At 71.8% G+C, this 15920-nt stretch carries 13 protein-coding genes and 1 pseudogene; 10 read left to right on the top strand and 4 right to left on the bottom strand.

From position 1 onward, the window contains the following. Nucleotides 1-99: 99 nt before the first annotated feature. The 4 genes from IE251_RS03575 to IE251_RS03560 all read left to right on the top strand — a co-directional run bounded on the left by IE251_RS03575 (nt 100) and on the right by IE251_RS03560 (nt 7223). Nucleotides 100-2892 carry an ATP-binding protein gene (locus IE251_RS03575; RefSeq protein ID WP_189751437.1) on the top strand — a complete coding sequence of 931 codons (2793 nt, stop codon included), beginning with the start codon at nt 100-102 and terminating at the stop codon, nt 2890-2892. Nucleotides 2893-3052: 160 nt separating this feature from the next. After that, nucleotides 3053-3547: an SRPBCC family protein gene (locus IE251_RS03570; protein ID WP_189751436.1), complete on the top strand. Its 495-nt coding sequence runs from the start codon at nt 3053-3055 to the stop codon at nt 3545-3547. A 163-nt stretch (nt 3548-3710) separates the two neighbouring features. Beyond that, entirely contained in the window at nt 3711-4199 is a 489-nt protein-coding gene (locus IE251_RS03565) for a TetR/AcrR family transcriptional regulator (protein WP_189751711.1), read from the top strand. A gap of 255 nt (nt 4200-4454) precedes the next feature. After that, entirely contained in the window at nt 4455-7223 is a 2769-nt protein-coding gene (locus IE251_RS03560) for a helix-turn-helix transcriptional regulator (protein WP_189751435.1), read from the top strand. 40 nt (nt 7224-7263) lie between these two features. On the opposite strand, the gene IE251_RS03555 is transcribed toward IE251_RS03560, so the two are convergent. Then, on the bottom strand, nt 7264-8091 hold the full coding sequence (locus IE251_RS03555; RefSeq protein WP_189751434.1) for an alpha/beta hydrolase: 828 nt from the start codon (nt 8089-8091) through the stop codon (nt 7264-7266). Nucleotides 8092-8408: 317 nt separating this feature from the next. On the opposite strand from IE251_RS03555, the gene IE251_RS03550 reads away from it, so the two are divergent. After that, nucleotides 8409-8876, top strand: a complete 468-nt coding sequence (locus tag IE251_RS03550; protein WP_189751433.1) for an SsgA family sporulation/cell division regulator — start codon at nt 8409-8411, stop codon at nt 8874-8876. 157 nt (nt 8877-9033) lie between these two features. Further along, the gene (locus IE251_RS03545; protein ID WP_189751432.1) at nt 9034-9462 is read left to right on the top strand and encodes an Ohr family peroxiredoxin; all 429 of its coding nucleotides are present in this window, start codon (nt 9034-9036) and stop codon (nt 9460-9462) included. A gap of 523 nt (nt 9463-9985) precedes the next feature. Here IE251_RS03545 and IE251_RS03540 read toward each other — a convergent pair. Next, entirely contained in the window at nt 9986-10543 is a 558-nt protein-coding gene (locus tag IE251_RS03540) for a hypothetical protein (protein WP_189751431.1), read from the bottom strand. Between the two features lie 272 nt (nt 10544-10815). On the opposite strand from IE251_RS03540, the gene IE251_RS03535 reads away from it, so the two are divergent. From IE251_RS03535 to IE251_RS03520, 4 genes and pseudogenes are all read left to right on the top strand, one after another. Then, nucleotides 10816-11334 carry a sigma-70 family RNA polymerase sigma factor gene (locus IE251_RS03535; protein WP_229896564.1) on the top strand — a complete coding sequence of 173 codons (519 nt, stop codon included), beginning with the start codon at nt 10816-10818 and terminating at the stop codon, nt 11332-11334. A gap of 150 nt (nt 11335-11484) precedes the next feature. Further along, nucleotides 11485-11874: a peptidase inhibitor family I36 protein gene (locus IE251_RS03530; RefSeq protein ID WP_189751429.1), complete on the top strand. Its 390-nt coding sequence runs from the start codon at nt 11485-11487 to the stop codon at nt 11872-11874. Nucleotides 11875-12447: 573 nt separating this feature from the next. Further along, nucleotides 12448-12726 (top strand): hypothetical protein, encoded by a 279-nt coding sequence (locus tag IE251_RS03525; RefSeq protein ID WP_189751428.1) that lies wholly within the window; start codon nt 12448-12450, stop codon nt 12724-12726. Nucleotides 12727-13296: 570 nt separating this feature from the next. After that, a pseudogene (locus IE251_RS03520) lies at nt 13297-14158 on the top strand (IS5 family transposase). A 9-nt stretch (nt 14159-14167) separates the two neighbouring features. Here IE251_RS03520 and IE251_RS03515 read toward each other — a convergent pair. Together IE251_RS03515 and IE251_RS03510 are read right to left on the bottom strand one after the other, a co-directional pair. Then, nucleotides 14168-14614, bottom strand: coding sequence for a cupin domain-containing protein (locus IE251_RS03515; protein ID WP_189751427.1), 447 nt, complete (start codon nt 14612-14614; stop codon nt 14168-14170). 40 nt (nt 14615-14654) lie between these two features. Then, nucleotides 14655-15896: an ATP-grasp domain-containing protein gene (locus tag IE251_RS03510; RefSeq protein ID WP_189751426.1), complete on the bottom strand. Its 1242-nt coding sequence runs from the start codon at nt 15894-15896 to the stop codon at nt 14655-14657. Between the last annotated feature and the right edge of the window lie 24 nt (nt 15897-15920).

The raw sequence follows: 15920 nt of genomic DNA, 5'->3' as shown, positions 1-15920 counted from the left end.
TGCGGTGATCGCATGGGGGTGCACGGATCCTGGGGGCGGGAACAGCCGGGCCGGCGCAGGGCACCGGGCCTCCATACGTCGGCCGTTGGAGGCAGCCCGATGACTGACCCGGACCCGACCGTCTGCCCGGCCACGCCACGGCTGGTCGGACGCGACGCGGACCTGTCGTTCATCCACTCCTTCTTCGGCAACACCGAGGTCCACGGTGCGGCCCTGCTGCTGTCGGGCGAGGCCGGGGTGGGCAAGAGCGCGGTCCTCGACGCGGTGGTGGCGGGCACCGTGCGCAACGGGGTCCGGGTACTGCGCGCGGCCGGTGTGCAGTTCGAGGCGGACATCAGCTACGCGGGTCTCAACCAGCTCCTCGTACCGCTCTTCGACGAGCTCGACGTCCTGGACAACCCGCACCGCGACGCCCTGCGGGTCGCCGTCGGCATCGGCGGCGGGCCCGCTCCCGACCGCCTGCTGACCTCCACCGCGGTCCTCCTGCTGCTGCGGCTGACAGCCGCCGAGACGCCGCTGCTGCTGGTCGTAGACGACCTGCCGTGGCTGGACCGGGCGACCAACGCCGTGCTCGGTTTCGTGGCGCGGCGGCTCGTCGGCAGCCGTATCGGCTTCCTCGCGGCCTCCCGTGCGGGCTCCGACAGCTTCTTCGAGTCCAGCGGCCTGACCGAGCACCGGCTGGCGCCGCTCGATGACGCGGCGTCGGCCGAGCTGCTCGCCCTGACCCACCCCGATGTCTCCCCCGCGGTCAGGCGCCGTATCGCCGCCGAGGCACGCGGCAACCCGCTGGCGCTGGTGGAGCTGCCCGTGGCGCTCTCCGCCGAGCAGCGCGCGACCCTCGCCGCGGTGCCCACCGTGCTGCCGCTGACCGAGCGCCTGCAGGCCATGTTCGCCTCGCGTGTGGCCGGGCTGCCCGAGCGCAGCCGGGAGCTGCTGCTGATCGCCGCCCTCGACGGCACCGGTGAGCTGGCCACGATCGAGGCGGCCGCGGCCGGCCGGGCCGCCATCGACGATCTGGCGCCCGCCGAACGCAGCCGGCTGGTGACGGTCTCTGCGGACAACCGGCGGCTGTCCTTCCGGCACCCGCTGATCGGCTCCGCGGTGGTCGAGCTGGCCACCGCCTCCGAACGCAGAAGGACTCACCAGGCACTCGCCGCTGTGCTCGGCGACCGGTTGGAGCGGCGTGCCTGGCATCTGGGAGAGGCGGCCCTTGGCCCGGACGCGACGGTCGCGGCCCTGCTGGAGGAGGCGGCGCGGCGCCGGCTTCGCCGCGGGGACGCGCTCGGGGCGGTGACGGCGCTGACCCGGGCCGCCGGACTCAGCCCCGCCGCGGCGGACGAGAGCCGGCGGCTGGCCGAGGCGGCGTACGTGGGCGTGGACTCCAGCGGTGAACTGGAGGACGCCTCGCGTCTGCTGGCCGGGGCCCGGCTGGCCCATCCCGGTACCGGGGGGCAGTCGCTGCACGCGGCGGCGGCTTCCGCGTTCCTGCTGATCAACCGGGACGGTGACATCGACACCGCCTACCGGCTGCTGGTCGGGGCGATCGAGTCCGGTGACCACGGCTACGACGCCTCCGACGAGGCCCTAGTCGAGGCCCTGCACCTGATGGTGCTGCTGTGCTGGTACGGCGGTGAGCCCGCGCTGTGGCAGCCGCTGCTGACGTTCATGGACCGGCTCACCCCCGAACCGCCGGAGCTGCTGTGGGTCATCGTGCGCACGTTCGCCGACCCGGCGCGCACGGGTCCCGCCGCGCTGCCCCGGCTGAAGGAACTGATCGCCACCGTCGGGGACGATCCCACCCGGGTGATCCGCGTCGGCACCGCCTCGGTCTTCGCCGACCGGCTCGGGGACTTCCGGTTCGCCACCCGCCGGCTGGTGGAGCAGGGCCGCGCCGGCACTTCGCCGGTGCGCCGGCATCTGGGCGCGCTGATGCACCTGGGCCTGGACTACTTCCACCTGGGGCGCTGGGACGACGCAGCGGAGCTGGCCGCCGAGGGGCTCGCCCTGTGCACGGACCACGACTACCGGTTCTTCGCGTGGTACTTCCAGTACGTGCGGGCGGCCGTGGCCGCGGCGCGGGGCGACGCGGAGACCGCCGCCGCGCTGACCGAGGAGATCGTCCGGTGGGCCACGCCCCGCGGGGTCCTCGGCGCGCGGTTCTTCGCCTGCCACGCCAGGGCACTGGCCGCTCTCGGCAGCGGTGACTTCGAGACCGCCTACCGGCACGCCCGCGCGCTCAGTCCGCCCGGGACCATCGCCCCCTACGTGCCGATCGCCATGTGGGGCACGATGGACCTGGTCGAGGCGGCTCTGCGGACCGGACGGGAGCAGGAGGCGGCCGCCCACGCGGCGGCGATGCGCGGGTCCGCGATGGCCGAGCTGTCGCCCCGCCTCGAACTGCTGGTCGTGGCCTGTGAGGCGCTGACGGCCCCCGGGGAGGAGTCCGTCGCCCTGTTCGAACGGGCACTGGCCCTGCCGGGGCCGGAACGCTGGCCCTTCGACGCCGCCCGGATCCGCCTCTTCCACGGCGAACGGCTGCGGCGGCTGCGTGCCACCACCGAGGCCAGGGAGCAGCTGACCCTCGCCATGGAGGCCTTCCAGCGGCTGGGCGCCAAGCCCTGGGTGACGCGTGCGGCGGCCGAGCTGCGGGCGAGCGGCATGTCCGCGCCGGCCTCCGTGCGGCCGGGGCCCGTGACCCTGACCGCCCAGGAACTCCAGATCGCCACCCTCGCGGCGACGGGGCTGACCAACAAGCAGATCGCGGAGCGGCTGTTCCTGTCCCACCGGACCATCGGCACGCACCTCTACCAGATCTATCCCAAACTGGGCATCAGTTCCCGTGCCGCGCTGCGGGACGCGCTCTCCGGACTGGACCTCGGCCGGGAGGAGTGAGAAGAGGCGGGAAGCGCTGACGGCACGGGCGTTCGCTCAGTCATTTGACGTATGCCGGGACCGTGGGCCCCGCGCACAGTGGACGCCGAAGCGGCTCTGGAGCCTTCTCCCGCGGTGGCCGTCCCGGGAGCCGCCGACGGCGACGCGAAAGGAAGACCGGATGCCCGACACCTCGGACAGCCATCCGGACATCCACTGGCCGTCGGGTTTCTCGCCCGAGCAGGCCCACGGTTTCTGCCAGGCCCAGGCCGTTGTGCACGCGCCGCCCGGCACGGCCTTCGCCCTGCTGGCCGATGTGCCGGGGTGGCCGGAGTGGGTTCCGGGCATCACCGAGGCGCGGGCCGGTCCGCTCGCCAGGACGTACGAAGTGCTGTTCCACGGGCAGCGGTTCGAGGTCTTCATGGGGGAGCGGGTGGCGCCCCGCCGGCTCGGCTGGTCGGGGGTCGGCGCGGGGGTGCAGGTGTACCAGGCCTGGCTGCTCACCGCTGTCGCGGGCGGCACTCACACGGTGGTCGCGAGCGTGGTCCGCGGTCCTGCCGCGAAGTCCCTCGCCGTGCCGTCCCCCGCGTGGGAACAGCACCTGAACACCCTCTGGCTGGCACAGCTCAAACGGCTCTCCGAGAGCGCGCCGGACGGGGCGGCGCGTACACAATGACCACGCCTCCAGCAACTGTCACTTATATGTGGCGATTCATGAGTTAGTAAGCTCAATAATGAGACGCTAATTGTCTCAGGCTCCACATCCCGTGGGTAGACTCGCTGCTGTGAGAGCCGACGCAGCACGCAACCTGGAAACCGTCCTGACCACCGGCGCGCGCGTGCTCGCCGCCGACCCCGGCGCGAGCATCGCGAGCATCGCCGCCGAGGCCGGCGTGGACCGGCGCACCGTCTACCGCCGCTTCGCCTCCCGCGAGGACCTCCTCTCCGCCATCTACGAAGCCCGGCTGACGGCCATCGAGAAGGCCATCGAGGACGCCCGGCTGCGGGAGGCACCCGTGGCCGTGGCCCTGCACCGCTACGTCGAGAACATCATCGCCGTCAACCGCACCTGGCCCGTGGACCTCGCCCGCATGCTCGCCGACGAGAGCGTGCGCGCGCGCCGTGACGCGGCCGTCCGCGAGGTGGACGCCTTCCTCGAACGGGCCACCGACGAGGGGCTCCTGCGGCCCGGCCTGCCGGAGGGATGGGCGAGCGCGCTCCTGCCGGACCTCATGCACCTGGTGTCCCGGCAGCGGCCCGAACTGAGCCCCGGCCAGGCCGCGGACGTCGTCGTCGACACGCTGCTGCACGGCCTCGGCGCCTCCTGACAGGGCGTCGGGTCCTCGGTGGTCCGGGTGTGGCGCAGACACACACCTGGCACCGACTCACACGTGCCGTGCCGGCCCGGTGCGACCCGCCGACAACATCCGGCCACGTGCGGGTCAAACGTGTCCGGCCGTGCCCGGTATCGAAATACCCTGAGGACCTCTAGTCTTCCGCGTGAGGCCGGCTCGTGGCGGGGGGTGGGCGACGACCGCGACGTGTGAGCCGGGCCCGTCCAGCGGGGAAGGAAGTGGGGGACGATGGAGTCGATCGCCGGGACGATGGTCGGCCGCGAGCGCGAACAGGAGGCGCTGTCCGAGTTCGTGACGGCCGCCGGGGGCCGGGCCCTCGTCCTGCGCGGCGACACGGGCGTGGGCAAGAGCGCCCTGTTGGAGCACACCGCCGCCCTCGCCGAGGGCGAGCGGCACCGAGTCGTCCGGGCGGCCGGTGTGGAGGCCGAGTCGCAGCTGCCGTTCGCCGGCCTGCACCAGCTCCTCTACCCGCTGCTCCCGCACATCGACCGGCTGGACGACGGCCACCGGGAGGTGTTCGACGTCGTCTTCGGCCGCGGCGAGGCCTCACCTCCCTCGGTCATGACCCTCGGCATCGCCGTCCTCGACGTGCTCTCGCTCGCCGCTTCGCAGCAACCCCTCCTCCTGGTGCTCGACGACGGCCAGTGGCTCGACACCTCCAGCATCGAGGTGTGCGGATTCGTGGGGCGACGGCTCACCGGCAGCTCGGTGAAGCTCCTCGTCGGCCTGCGCTCCGACGTGACCTCCGCTTTCGACACGGCCGCGCTGCCCCGACTCGCGGTGACCACCTTGTCAGAAAAGGCGTCCGAACAGCTCTTGGACCTGCGCCATCCGGGGCTGGACCCCGTGAGCCGGCGTCTGGTGCTCGACGAGGCCCAGGGCAACGCGCTGGCCCTGCTGGAACTGCCGCCCCACGTGCTGCGCGGCGGCCGCCCCGCGGACAACCGGGAGGCCCTGTCCGGCTACCCGGGCGTCCCCCTGCCCCAGCGTCTCCAGCAGGTGTACGGCGACCGCATCAGGGCGCTGAGCGACGACGTCCGCACGGAGCTGCTGCGCGGCGCCCTGGACGGCGTAGGAGCGGGCACGGCGGCGCGGCACCCGCGTGGCAGGCGTTACCGCATGCTGGACGCGGACGAGGCCGCGGCCGGCGGCCTGCTGGACATCGATCCGCTCAGCGGCGACTTCGTCTTCCGGCATCCCCTGGTGCGCTCGACCGTCGTCCAGCTGGCGACCCCCAACGAGCGCCGCGCGGCGCACGCGGCCCTCGCCCGGGTGCACCGGGAGGACGTGGAACGGCGTGCCACGCATCTGGCGGCCGCGACGGTCGACCCGGACGAGGAGGTCGCGGCGGCGCTGGAGGCGGCGGCCGAGTCGGTGACCCGGCGCGGCGGCGCGATGATCGCCGTGTCCTGGCTGACCCGCGCGGCGGAGCTGAGCGAGCGGCCGGAGGAGCGGTCCAGGCGGCTGGGGGACGCGGCGTTCGTCGCCGGTCACGCCGGCCTGCTCGGCCAGGCCCGGCACCTGGTCGGCTCGGGGCTCGCGCCCGGCGGCGGCCACTCCCCCGCCTCGGTGGTCGCGGCCGCCTACGCGGCGCTGTACGAGGACGGGGACGTACGGTCCTCGCGGCGCCATGTCGTCGCGGCGATCGAGGACCTGCGGGACAACGGCGTCAAGGACTCCCACGAGGTGCTCACGCGGCTGATCAACCTGCTGCTGGCCATCAACCAGTACGCGAGCGACGAGGCGGCTTGGCAGCGGACGCACGCGCTGCTCGACACCCTGGGTGAGCTGGTGCCCGCCCACTCCCGCATCTACCAGGACGCCTGGGGGGATGTGGTGCGGCGCGGCGCCGGTGTGCGCGAGCGGGTGGAGAACGCCTTCGCCGCCCTGCGCGATCCCGAGCCGTGGGACATCACTCGGCTGGGCGCCGCCGCCTATCACGTGGACATCCTCAGCCCGTACCGGCCCCTGCTGCAGCGCGCCCTGGACCGTGAGTCCGGGACGGGCGCCATGGCGACCAGCATGACGATGCTGCACCAGATCATGCTGGACCAGATGGCGGTCGGCGAGTGGGACGAGGCCGAGCGGACCGGGCAGCAGTGCCTGGACCTGGCGACGGTCCATCACCACATGCTGTTCGCGCATCATGCCCGGGGGTATCTGGGCCTGCTGGCGGCGATGCGCGGCCACAGCGACCGCGCCCGCCGGCTCCAGGCGGCCGTCGACGCCTGGGCCCGGCCGCGCGGCGTCGGCTTCCTCACCCAGATCGCGGACGCCACCGGCACCACCGCCGCCCTCACCGAGGGCGACTACGAAGCCGCCTACCTCCACGCCGTCGGCATCACACCCCCCGGCACCTTCACCCCCTACGCCCACCAAGCCCCCCGTACCCTCCTCGACCTCGTCGAAGCAGCCCTCCACACCGGCCGCCACGAACAAGCCCGCGCCCACGCCCTCGCCGCCCGACGGGCCCGGCTCCCCGAGATCTCCCCCCGCCTCGCCGTCATCACCCACGGCGCCCTCGCCATGACCGCCACCGACCCCACCGAGGCCGGCCACCACTACCACCGGGCCGAAACCCACCCCGCCGCCGCCACCTTCCCCTACGAACTCGCCCGCATCCGCCTCGCCCACGGCATCCACCTGCGTCACACCCAGGGCCGCAAAGCCGCCCGCCTCACCCTGACCCTCGCCACCGAAACCTTCGAACGCCTCGGCGCGCCCGCCTGGGCCGAACGCAGCCGTGCCGAACTACGGGCCGCCGGCGCGTCCCCGCTCGCCTCCTCGGCACACCTGGCGAGCCTGACCTGGCAGGAACGCCGGATAGCGGACCTGGCCGCCGGCGGTCTGACCAACAAGGAGATCGGCGCGCGCATGCACCTGTCACCCCGTACGGTCAGCTCACACCTGTACCGGGTGTTCCCCAAGCTGGGCATCACCTCCCGCGCCGCGCTGCGCGACGCCCTGGCCAAACTGCCCGACGGCCAGGACGCCTGACAGCGGCAGGGGGCGACGGTGCCCGGCGGCGACCCGGGGTTCACCTCGCCGGCCACGGCGTGTCAGCCCTGCGGGGACTGGCCCCGATGCCGTGCTCGTCCAGCCAGCCGAGCACGTAGTCGGCGACGAAGCGCCATCCGCTGTCGATGACCAGGCTGTGCCCCCGGTCCGCGAACTGCTTCAGGCCGGTGACGGCAGTGGAGTCGCCGTACTGCTTGTACACCGCGCGGGTGGCCTCGTCCGGTACGAGTCTGTCCTCCTGTCCGGAGATCAGCAGGAGCGGGCCGCGTCCCGCGTTCCCGACGTCCGCCACGGCGCGCGGGCTGCGGGGAGCGCCCGCGCACCCGAGGTCGGCGAGCAGGCGGCGCGGTGCCGGGACGGCGTAGCGGTCGTAGAGCCGGTCGGACTCCGCCGCTCGGAGTGTGTTGGCGAAGAGGTGGTGGAACTGTTCCGGCGACAGGGTCACCAGTTCACCGGCGGGGTCGCACCGGCCGGGCGGCGGCAGTCGGCCGGGCGGCGTGGGCAGCGGGATGTCGTTGACCGGGGCCGGGGCGATGGCGACGGCGGCACGGCCTACGTCGGCGGCGATGAGGTGCTGTGCGATGAGCCCGCCGACCGAGTGCCCGATGATCACCGGCGCGACGTCGAACGACCGCACGATTCCGGCGTAGTGCTCGGTCAGCGCGTCCAGACCGACACGACCTAGCGGCTCGGGTGACCTGCGCACGTCCCGGGCGGTCCCGGCCTCCCCCTGCCAGCCGGGCGCGAGGGCGAGGAAGCCGCTGCTGGTGAAGTGCTCGACCCACGACTCCCAGCAGAGCGCGTGCAGCCACACGCCATGGATGAAGACCACGGGAGTACGTTTCACGGCTGACTCCTCCGAGCACGACGACCATTGGCGCCGGGGCACCGGCGGCCGTCTCAGCATCGTTCAGGCAGGGGCCGGGGACGACAGTCGAATGACTTAATGTCGGCGGCCCTCGGCGCACGCAGGCCGAGTCAGCCCCAAGGGGTGTCCCGCAAGGGGCGTGCCGAGGCGGACAGCGGTCCGGCCTGCGGACGCCGGTCGAGGCGGGAACCGACACGGCAGGTCGTGTCCGACGGTCAAGTTACTTATGTACGGCGCTTCCACGCGCACGAGAGTGGGCCGGGCCAGCTTCCGCAGCAGGGAAGGATCCACCCGTCATGAGCGGCGACCAGCCAGGTGTACAGGACCGCCGGACATCACCGCACGGTCGTCGGCGGCTGTCCTTGGACATCGAGCGCGTGCTGGACGTCTCGGCCCGGCAGGCGATCAGGGCCGAGTTCCGGTACGACCCGGCACTGCCCCTGACCGTCTCGGTGGAGCTCGTCGCCGAGGGCGGCCCGCGGGTGCTGTGGCGGATCGGGCGGGACCTCCTGCGGCAGGGGCTGTACGCGATGAGCGGCCTCGGCGACGTCCAGATGTGGCCGTCGAGCCTGGAGGAGGGGGCCACGGCACGGCTCCAACTGGCCTCCGGGGACATGGCGGCGCTGTTCGAACTGCCCGTACCGCCGCTGGCGGCGTGGCTGGAGCACACCTACTCCCTCGTGCCCGCGGGCCAGGAGCTCGCCGGAGTCGACTGGGACGTCACCACCGCGGACCTGCTGCACGGTCCGGCAACCCCGGAATGACCACGGCGAGATCCGCAGCCCACTCCATGCGTCACCACCTTGACTGGTGACGCATGGAGTTGCCATGATGGCGTCACCACCTCAACCGGTGACACGAGAAGTGTCCGGGAAAGGGAGGTGGATGAAGACCTATTCGCATCAGATGGGGAGCCCGGTCATGGCAGTCAGCTACACCGCCGTCGTCGACGTCGACGGAGAGGGCCGCAACGGCGGTCGCGTTCGCTCCTCCGACGGTCTTCTGAAGACGGGCCTCGCCCTGCCCAAGGAGCTGGGCGGCGCCGGCACCGCCACCAACCCGGAGCAACTCCTGGCCGCCGGCTGGGCCGGCTGCTTCCTCGGCGCCCTGCGCCGGGCCGCCACGACCCGCGGGATACGGCTGACCAGCACCAGCATCACGGCCGAGATCACTCTCACCCACGGCGACGACGGTGAATTCTCGCTCTCCGCGGTCCTCAGCCCGGTACTCGGCGGCGTCGACCAGGCCACGGCCGAGGAACTGACGCGGGCCGCCCACCAGATATGCCCCTACTCCAAGGCCACGCGCGGCAACATCCCCGTCGTTCTCGACGCCACGGCTGCCGCCTGACCCCCTGACGGCGGGTCCCGTGCCACTTCCCCCGACACGGGACCCGCCCCCCTCTCCTCCCGCACCGTCCACCGAAGAGGAAGAGCGAGGGCAGGACATGGCCTCTATGACGCACTCATTCGCCCGGAAGACCGGATATCGCCGTTCCGTCCCCGCACCATCGCCATCACTCCCTGAAGGAGTGACTGAGAGCGTCGATCGCGGGGCGGCCGCGCCTGTTACTGCCGGAGTCCCACAGGCACCCGCAGGGCCGGACGCCATACAGGTGTGGAGCTGGTCGGCGAGCGTGGCACTGTCGGGGTCCGGACCGACAGCCTCGGAGTTCCTGTAATGCCGGGCCCGGGATCACCGCCCCTGCGACGCACCGCGACTAGGGAGCCGGTCCGCACACCTCCGGTGGTCATCGAGCACGCGCCCGATCGGCGAGAACGTCGCGTACCGCACCACCGCCGTCGGCACATGTCCTAGTCGGCACGTGTCAGGACGGCGAGGGGAGTACGCCGACGGGACGAGCGCATGAGTGTCAGCGGGCGTCGCCCGTCGCGGCCTCCCCCGGCCGCACCAGGGTGTACATGACGGAACGCTGCTGCTTGTGACGCCGGATGCGGCCCTTGGCGACGAGGGACTCAAGGGTGTTCCGCACGACCTGAGGCGTCGGGTGGCGGTCGGGGTACTTCTCGAGGAGCTCGTCCCGCAAATCCTTTGCCCGGCGCGGCTCCTTGTACTGGCCGAGCAGCTCGGCGAGCAGGTCACCGAGGAGAGGCTGACGCGACTTCCCCTTCGCGCCGGCCTTCGCCGTCCTGCCCGCCCGAACGGTCCGCGCCGGTGCCGGGCGCCGCGAGGCGGGCCTCGACTTCGCGACGACGGGCTCGTCCTGCATCTGCTCGGGCAGGCGGGACGCGTCCGCGAACCCTTCGTACCGCTCGGCGAGGCTCAGGATGTCCTTCAGGAGGGCCTCCTGCTGTTGCAACACCTTGATCCGCTCTGTCAGCTCCTGCTGCAGGCGGCGGTTCTCCTCCAGGTCCGATGCGGCCTGTGCCACGTACCGCGACCGGAGCGTGGCGGCTGACTGGCTCGTCACAACCGTTCACTCCCTCGATATGGACGACGCTGCGCATGGTACCCACGCCGAGGCTCCCACCGCAGACAAGTGTCGACGCCGGACGCTTCCCCGAACTGGCTTTCCGATCCGGCCTCCAGCACCCGCTGCGAACAGCGTGCCCGGTGGGTGTGCGGCCGAACCGCGCACGCGACACACACCTCGCGGCACATGCGTCGGCATGTCGCTCCCCCGGATCGCGGGTCATCCACGCACACGTGTCACCACACAGAATCAGGATGGTTCATCACGCCATGGCTACCCCCCTCACCGCTGTGTCCCGGTCCGAGCTGCTCGGCGTCATCATGAGAGAGCACCGCGAGGGCCTCGTCTCGTACGCCGAGAAGATGCTGGGTGACCGCGGACTCGCCGAGGACATCGCGCAGGAGGCCGTCATCCGCGCCTGGCGGAGCATCGACCGCCTGCTCGGGATGGAGGGATCCGTGCGGGGCTGGCTCTTCACCGTGACCCGGCACCTGGTCATCGACTGGGTGCGCAAGCCCCACGCCCGCAGGGAGGTCGTCGGGGACGCCTGCCACGATCCGGTTTCGGGCACCGACGGCACCGGGGCGGTGCACGACCGCCTCGTGGTCCGGCCGCTCCTGCGCAAGCTGTCCGCCGAACACCGCGCCGTGCTGGTGCACCTCTACCTGTGCGACCGCACCCTCCAGGAGACCGCCGGCATCCTCGGAGTGCCGGTCGGCACCGTCAAGAGCCGTCAGCACAACGCCCTGCGCAAACTGCGTGCCGTCGTACGGCCCGAGGCGGCCTGAGGGATGCCGTGTCGGTCTTGGCCGGCCCGTGTGACGTATGCGCGTGAACCCGGGGCCCCGCCTCAGCCGTGTACTGACTGACCCGGTGACACGTAAGGCGCCCTCGTTCCGGCGGGCCGTCGTGTCACACCTCTGACCGGAAGGACAGCCATGTTCGTTCGTTCCCTCGCGGCTCTCGCCTGCGGCGCCGTCGCGGCCCTGACTCTCGGCGTCTCCCCCGCCTCCGCGGCGCCGGCCGCGAGCTGCGACGGCGCCCTCGTGCTCTGGGACAACATCAACTACAACGGCACCCACATCTGCTTCGGTTACTGGGAATCGGAGAGTGACCTCGGCAAGGTCTCGGCGCTTCCCAGCGGGAGCATGCAGGACAAGACCTCGTCGGTGCAGAACTTCACCGGCTCGGCCTTCTGCCTGTACGTCGACAACAACTACTCGGGCGACAGGTTCACGGTGGACGCGCACACCTCGATCGTCGACATGAGGGTCCCGAACCCCTACTGGAACGACAAGATCAGTTCGGTGCGGCCCGGCGCCTGCTGACGGCTTCCGCCGAGTGCGTCCGCGCCGGCGGTGGTAGATCCGGCTCGCGCCGTCATCCGCTGCCGAACGCTGCGCGGGCACCTGATTGCCGAAGCGGATGACGCGAACGCCCGGCTCCGCCGACTGTGCCCGCGCCTGCTGTGGTGGTCTGCTCTCGGCAGCCTCGCGCGGGGTGCCGAGCACGGTGACGCCTTGGGCGGCATGCCGGAGCCCGGCGGCGATGTTGCTGTGCTCTGCGGCGCGGAGGGTGTTGATCGCCAGGTTGCGCAGGGTCGCCATGTTGTCGGGGCCGTGGCCGGTGCGGATCGTCGAGGCGTCCTCGGCGAGAGTGGTGTCGCGGACGAAGTGGAGCCGGCTCTCGATGGTCCACTGTGACCTGACGAGCCGGCCGAGGCGCTGGAGCGATGCCTGCTGCCAGGTCAGGTCCGTGATCGAGTAGAGGGGCCGGCGCAGCGGACGGTCACGAAGAGGGCGTTCTGCAGCTCGTCGTATCCGGTCCCGGGCTGAGTGGCGTCGTCCTCTGGGCTGCGGGACCATGGTAGTTGGGGGTATCGGAGCAGCGCGGAGGAACCGATGGAGCCCCGGAACGATTTCACGGACGATCAAAAGAAGGTGATCGACGAGGTCACCGCGGAGCTGGAGGATCTGCTTCTCGATCACGTCAGGAAGGCCCATGCGGAGGCGCGGGAGAAGCTGGCGGCCGCCGGAGTCCATGTCGATCCCGACGGCAGTTACTGCCACATATGCCTGAACTCGGCACACCCTTGCGACAGCTACGTCCCGGGCTTCTCGGCGCAGTGCAAGAGATACACCTGCCATCACAGCAGCCTGTTCCACAATCATCCGTGCTAGGGCGTGTTGACGATTCCAGTCGGGCTCGCGACGCCGGGGCACGCGCCTCGCCGCGTTGTCGTCGGCCGGCAACGGCCCCCAGCATTCGGCCGGGAGGTGCCCCCACCGCAGTGGCTCCCTCCTCCGCCTTGCGAGGCACGCACCCGGACGCCGCCCGCTGATCCAACGCGCATTGTCAGACACTGACACGCCCTAGTGGAGCGGTCACGTCGTCCCCGCGTCCGCGGGGTAGCTCCGACGTCGCGCCGGCGGGCCCGATCTTCATGGAGTCGTCCCCGCGCCCGCGGGGTTGCTCCACACCAGGCCCGGGCCCCGCCCGAGGTGTCGTCTCCGAGGCGGGTGCCGGCACGATCTGCGCCGTCGTCCCCGCGTCCGCAGGGATAGCTCCTGGGCCGCCCTGCGCGAGCGCATTGCCTCCGCGTCGTCCCCGCGTCCGCGGAGGGTTGCTCGTGGCCGGCCGGCGGCTCGGCGCGGACGTGTGTGCCGTGGGGCGTCGTCGCTTCGGCGGGTTCTTCCGGGCCGCTCTAGGGTCCGTCTTCAAAGATCATCTGGGGCATAGATCATGGTGTCGTGGTACGCCGTCATGAACTCACTGACCTGGAGTGGGAGTTGCTCGCTCCACTGATACCCCGGGCCGCCACGGGGCGGCCCCGCGTGGAGGACCGGCAGGTCATCAATGGGATGGTCTACAAGATCCGTACCGGGATCTCCTGGCGTGACCTGCCGGAACGCTACGGTCGTGGAAGACCGTGTACACCCGCTTCCGCCGTTACGCCCTTGACGGGGTGTTCACCCGAGCCCTGCAACAGATCCAGGCCCAGGCGGATACGGCCGGCGACATCGACTGGCTGGTCCAGATCGACTCCACCATCGTCCGCGCCCACCAGCACGCCGCCGCCACCGGCCGGAAAGGGGGCGGCACCGGCCGGACGAACCGGACGATCACGCCCTCGGCCGATCCCGAGGCGGACTGACCACCAAAGTCCACCTCGCCTGTGACGGAAAGGGCCGCCCACTCGCGATCCTGGTCACGCCCGGCCAACGGCACGACAGCGTCTGCGCACGCCCTCTGCTGGAACGGATCCGAGTCCCGCGCACCGGCCTGGGCCGACCTCGGTGCAGGCCCGACCAGGTCATCGCGGACAAGGCTTACAGCTCCCGCGGCTTCCGTGCCTACCTGCGAAAGCGCGGTATTGCGCACACCATCCCGCAGAAGACCGACCAGCGGCGGCACCGGCTGAGGCGCGGTTGCCACGGCGGCCGACCCCCAGGTTTCGACCGGGAGAGCTATCGACGACGCAACGTGATCGAGCGCTGCTTCAACCGGCTCAAGGGCTTCCGCGGGATCGCCACCAGATACGAGAAGACCGCCACTTCCTACGAAGCAGCGGTCACCCTCGCGTCACTCCTGCTCTGGGCAAGATCCGTTTGAAGACGGACCCTAGTACGTGGTCACGAGGGGCTTGGTCGCGTCGACGACGTATGTGGAGAGCATCATCGTCGTGACCGTGCCGACGTTGCGGGCGTTGTGGATCGCGCCGTCGGGGATGAAGAACGGGTCGCCCGTGCGCAGCCGGAGGGGCGGCCGGTCGTCGAACTCCATCAGGACGTCGCCCCGGATGATGTAGCCCACCTCGATGCCCGGGTGGCTGTGCCGGCCCGACTCCTTGTGCCGGGGGATCTGTACGAGCGTCTGCACGGCTTCCCAGCCGTCGGCCGGCGAGGGGTGCTCCTGGAGCAGGATGCGGGTGACACCCGCGGTCGGACCGGAGTCCGCGGGGAGGCGGGCGGGCCCGGCCGCGGCGGCGGGGGACGGCAGGGCCGCCGCGCCGAGGGCCCCGGCCGCGGCGGCGCCGCTCGCACGGAGCAGATGGCGTCGGTCGAACATCGTGTGTCCTCACTCTCGTAGGGCGGACCTGTATCGCCCGCTAGGGGGTGTCGATCTCGTACATGGCGGCACCGTCCAGGTACCGCACGGTGTTCAGGTCGCGTCGCAGTACCGCCTCCACGGGGTGCCGCAGACTCAGGACGACGGGATACGCGAGGTCCCACGTGGTGGCCGTGATCTCCTCGCCCGGCCGGACCAGCGGCGTCAGCTCGCGCACGCTCTCCAGCTTCCGCACCTCGTCGAGGGCGCGGTAGCGCACCAGACGGCCGGACGCGGGTGACACCAGCGCCGCCCATGCGGCCGCGGTCCTGCGCCGGTACGGGGTGCCGGCCCGGGCGAGGAATCTGCGCGGCCTGACGTAGGCGTCGACGGCCCACTCCAGCTGGCCCTCGCCGATGGCGTCCGCGACGTGGTACGGCAACCCGGACGGCCGGGCGCCGGCCTCCACCAGCCGGGGGCCGTCCGGCGTCAGCTTGATCTCCAGATGGGCGGGGCCGTGCCGGATGCCGAGGGCGTCCAGCACCCGGAAGGCGTAGGGCACCAGTTCGCCGACGCACGGGTCGTCACCGCGGAGCAGGACCTGCGCGACGACCAGGTCCCGGACGCCGTTGGCCGTGACGCGGTCCGTGCTCCAGACGTCGGTGACGGTGTGCACACCCTCGCAGCTCACCGTGTTGACGATGTACTCGGCGCCGGTGAGGTACTCCTGGGCGACCACCTCGGTGATCCGCTCGCCGAGCGCCGACGTCGCGTTCCGGAGCGCCGCGAGCGCGACGGCCGACTCGTCGGGCGAGTCGCAGAACCGCACGCCGTGGCCCAAGGCGCCGCGCAGCGGCTTCACCACGGCGGTCCCGCCCAGGTCGGCGTGCCAGGCGCGCAGCTCCGCCTCGTCGCCGGTGCGCAGCTGCCGCATCGCGGACACGCCCTCCGCCCGGACGCGCTCGATCTGGAGGTACTTGTCGCGCCGGGTCACGCTGAGCGCCGTGCCGTTGGACGGCAGTCCCAGCCGCTCCGACAGGGCGTCGGCCAGCTCCACCCCGGACTCCCGGCCGGGCAGCACGGCACGCGGCCGCAGCGTCGCCAGTCTCCCGGTCAGGTCGTCGAGGTTCCCCTCGTCGAAAAGCGTGTGGCTGAACCTCGCCGGGTCCACGGGGGCGACTCCCGGCAGAAGGTCCGGCGTGCTGCGGACGTGGATCACCGCGCCGCCGGCCGCGGCGAAGGCGTCCACATAGCGGTGCGATGTGCCGAAGGCGTCCACGACGGCCACCTGGAAGTCGGGCATACGGTGTTCGTTCCTTTCGCCGGT

Source organism: Streptomyces eurythermus (genome assembly GCF_014649115.1).
Taxonomy (GTDB): domain Bacteria; phylum Actinomycetota; class Actinomycetes; order Streptomycetales; family Streptomycetaceae; genus Streptomyces; species Streptomyces eurythermus.
The sequence above is the reverse complement of the archived record's forward strand: the minus strand, read 5'-3'. Positions and strand labels throughout refer to the sequence as shown.

What these genes read in the sequence shown, in the direction of transcription:
- IE251_RS03575 (WP_189751437.1), top strand. Translation starts at nt 100, where the DNA reads ATGACTGACCCGGACCCGACCGTCTGCCCGGCCACGCCACGGCTGGTC.
- IE251_RS03570 (WP_189751436.1), top strand. Translation starts at nt 3,053, where the DNA reads ATGCCCGACACCTCGGACAGCCATCCGGACATCCACTGGCCGTCGGGT.
- IE251_RS03560 (WP_189751435.1), top strand. Translation starts at nt 4,455, where the DNA reads ATGGAGTCGATCGCCGGGACGATGGTCGGCCGCGAGCGCGAACAGGAG.
- IE251_RS03550 (WP_189751433.1), top strand. Translation starts at nt 8,409, where the DNA reads ATGAGCGGCGACCAGCCAGGTGTACAGGACCGCCGGACATCACCGCAC.
- IE251_RS03545 (WP_189751432.1), top strand. Translation starts at nt 9,034, where the DNA reads ATGGCAGTCAGCTACACCGCCGTCGTCGACGTCGACGGAGAGGGCCGC.
- IE251_RS03535 (WP_229896564.1), top strand. Translation starts at nt 10,816, where the DNA reads ATGGCTACCCCCCTCACCGCTGTGTCCCGGTCCGAGCTGCTCGGCGTC.
- IE251_RS03530 (WP_189751429.1), top strand. Translation starts at nt 11,485, where the DNA reads ATGTTCGTTCGTTCCCTCGCGGCTCTCGCCTGCGGCGCCGTCGCGGCC.
- IE251_RS03525 (WP_189751428.1), top strand. Translation starts at nt 12,448, where the DNA reads ATGGAGCCCCGGAACGATTTCACGGACGATCAAAAGAAGGTGATCGAC.
- IE251_RS03515 (WP_189751427.1), bottom strand. Translation starts at nt 14,614, where the DNA reads ATGTTCGACCGACGCCATCTGCTCCGTGCGAGCGGCGCCGCCGCGGCC.
- IE251_RS03510 (WP_189751426.1), bottom strand. Translation starts at nt 15,896, where the DNA reads ATGCCCGACTTCCAGGTGGCCGTCGTGGACGCCTTCGGCACATCGCAC.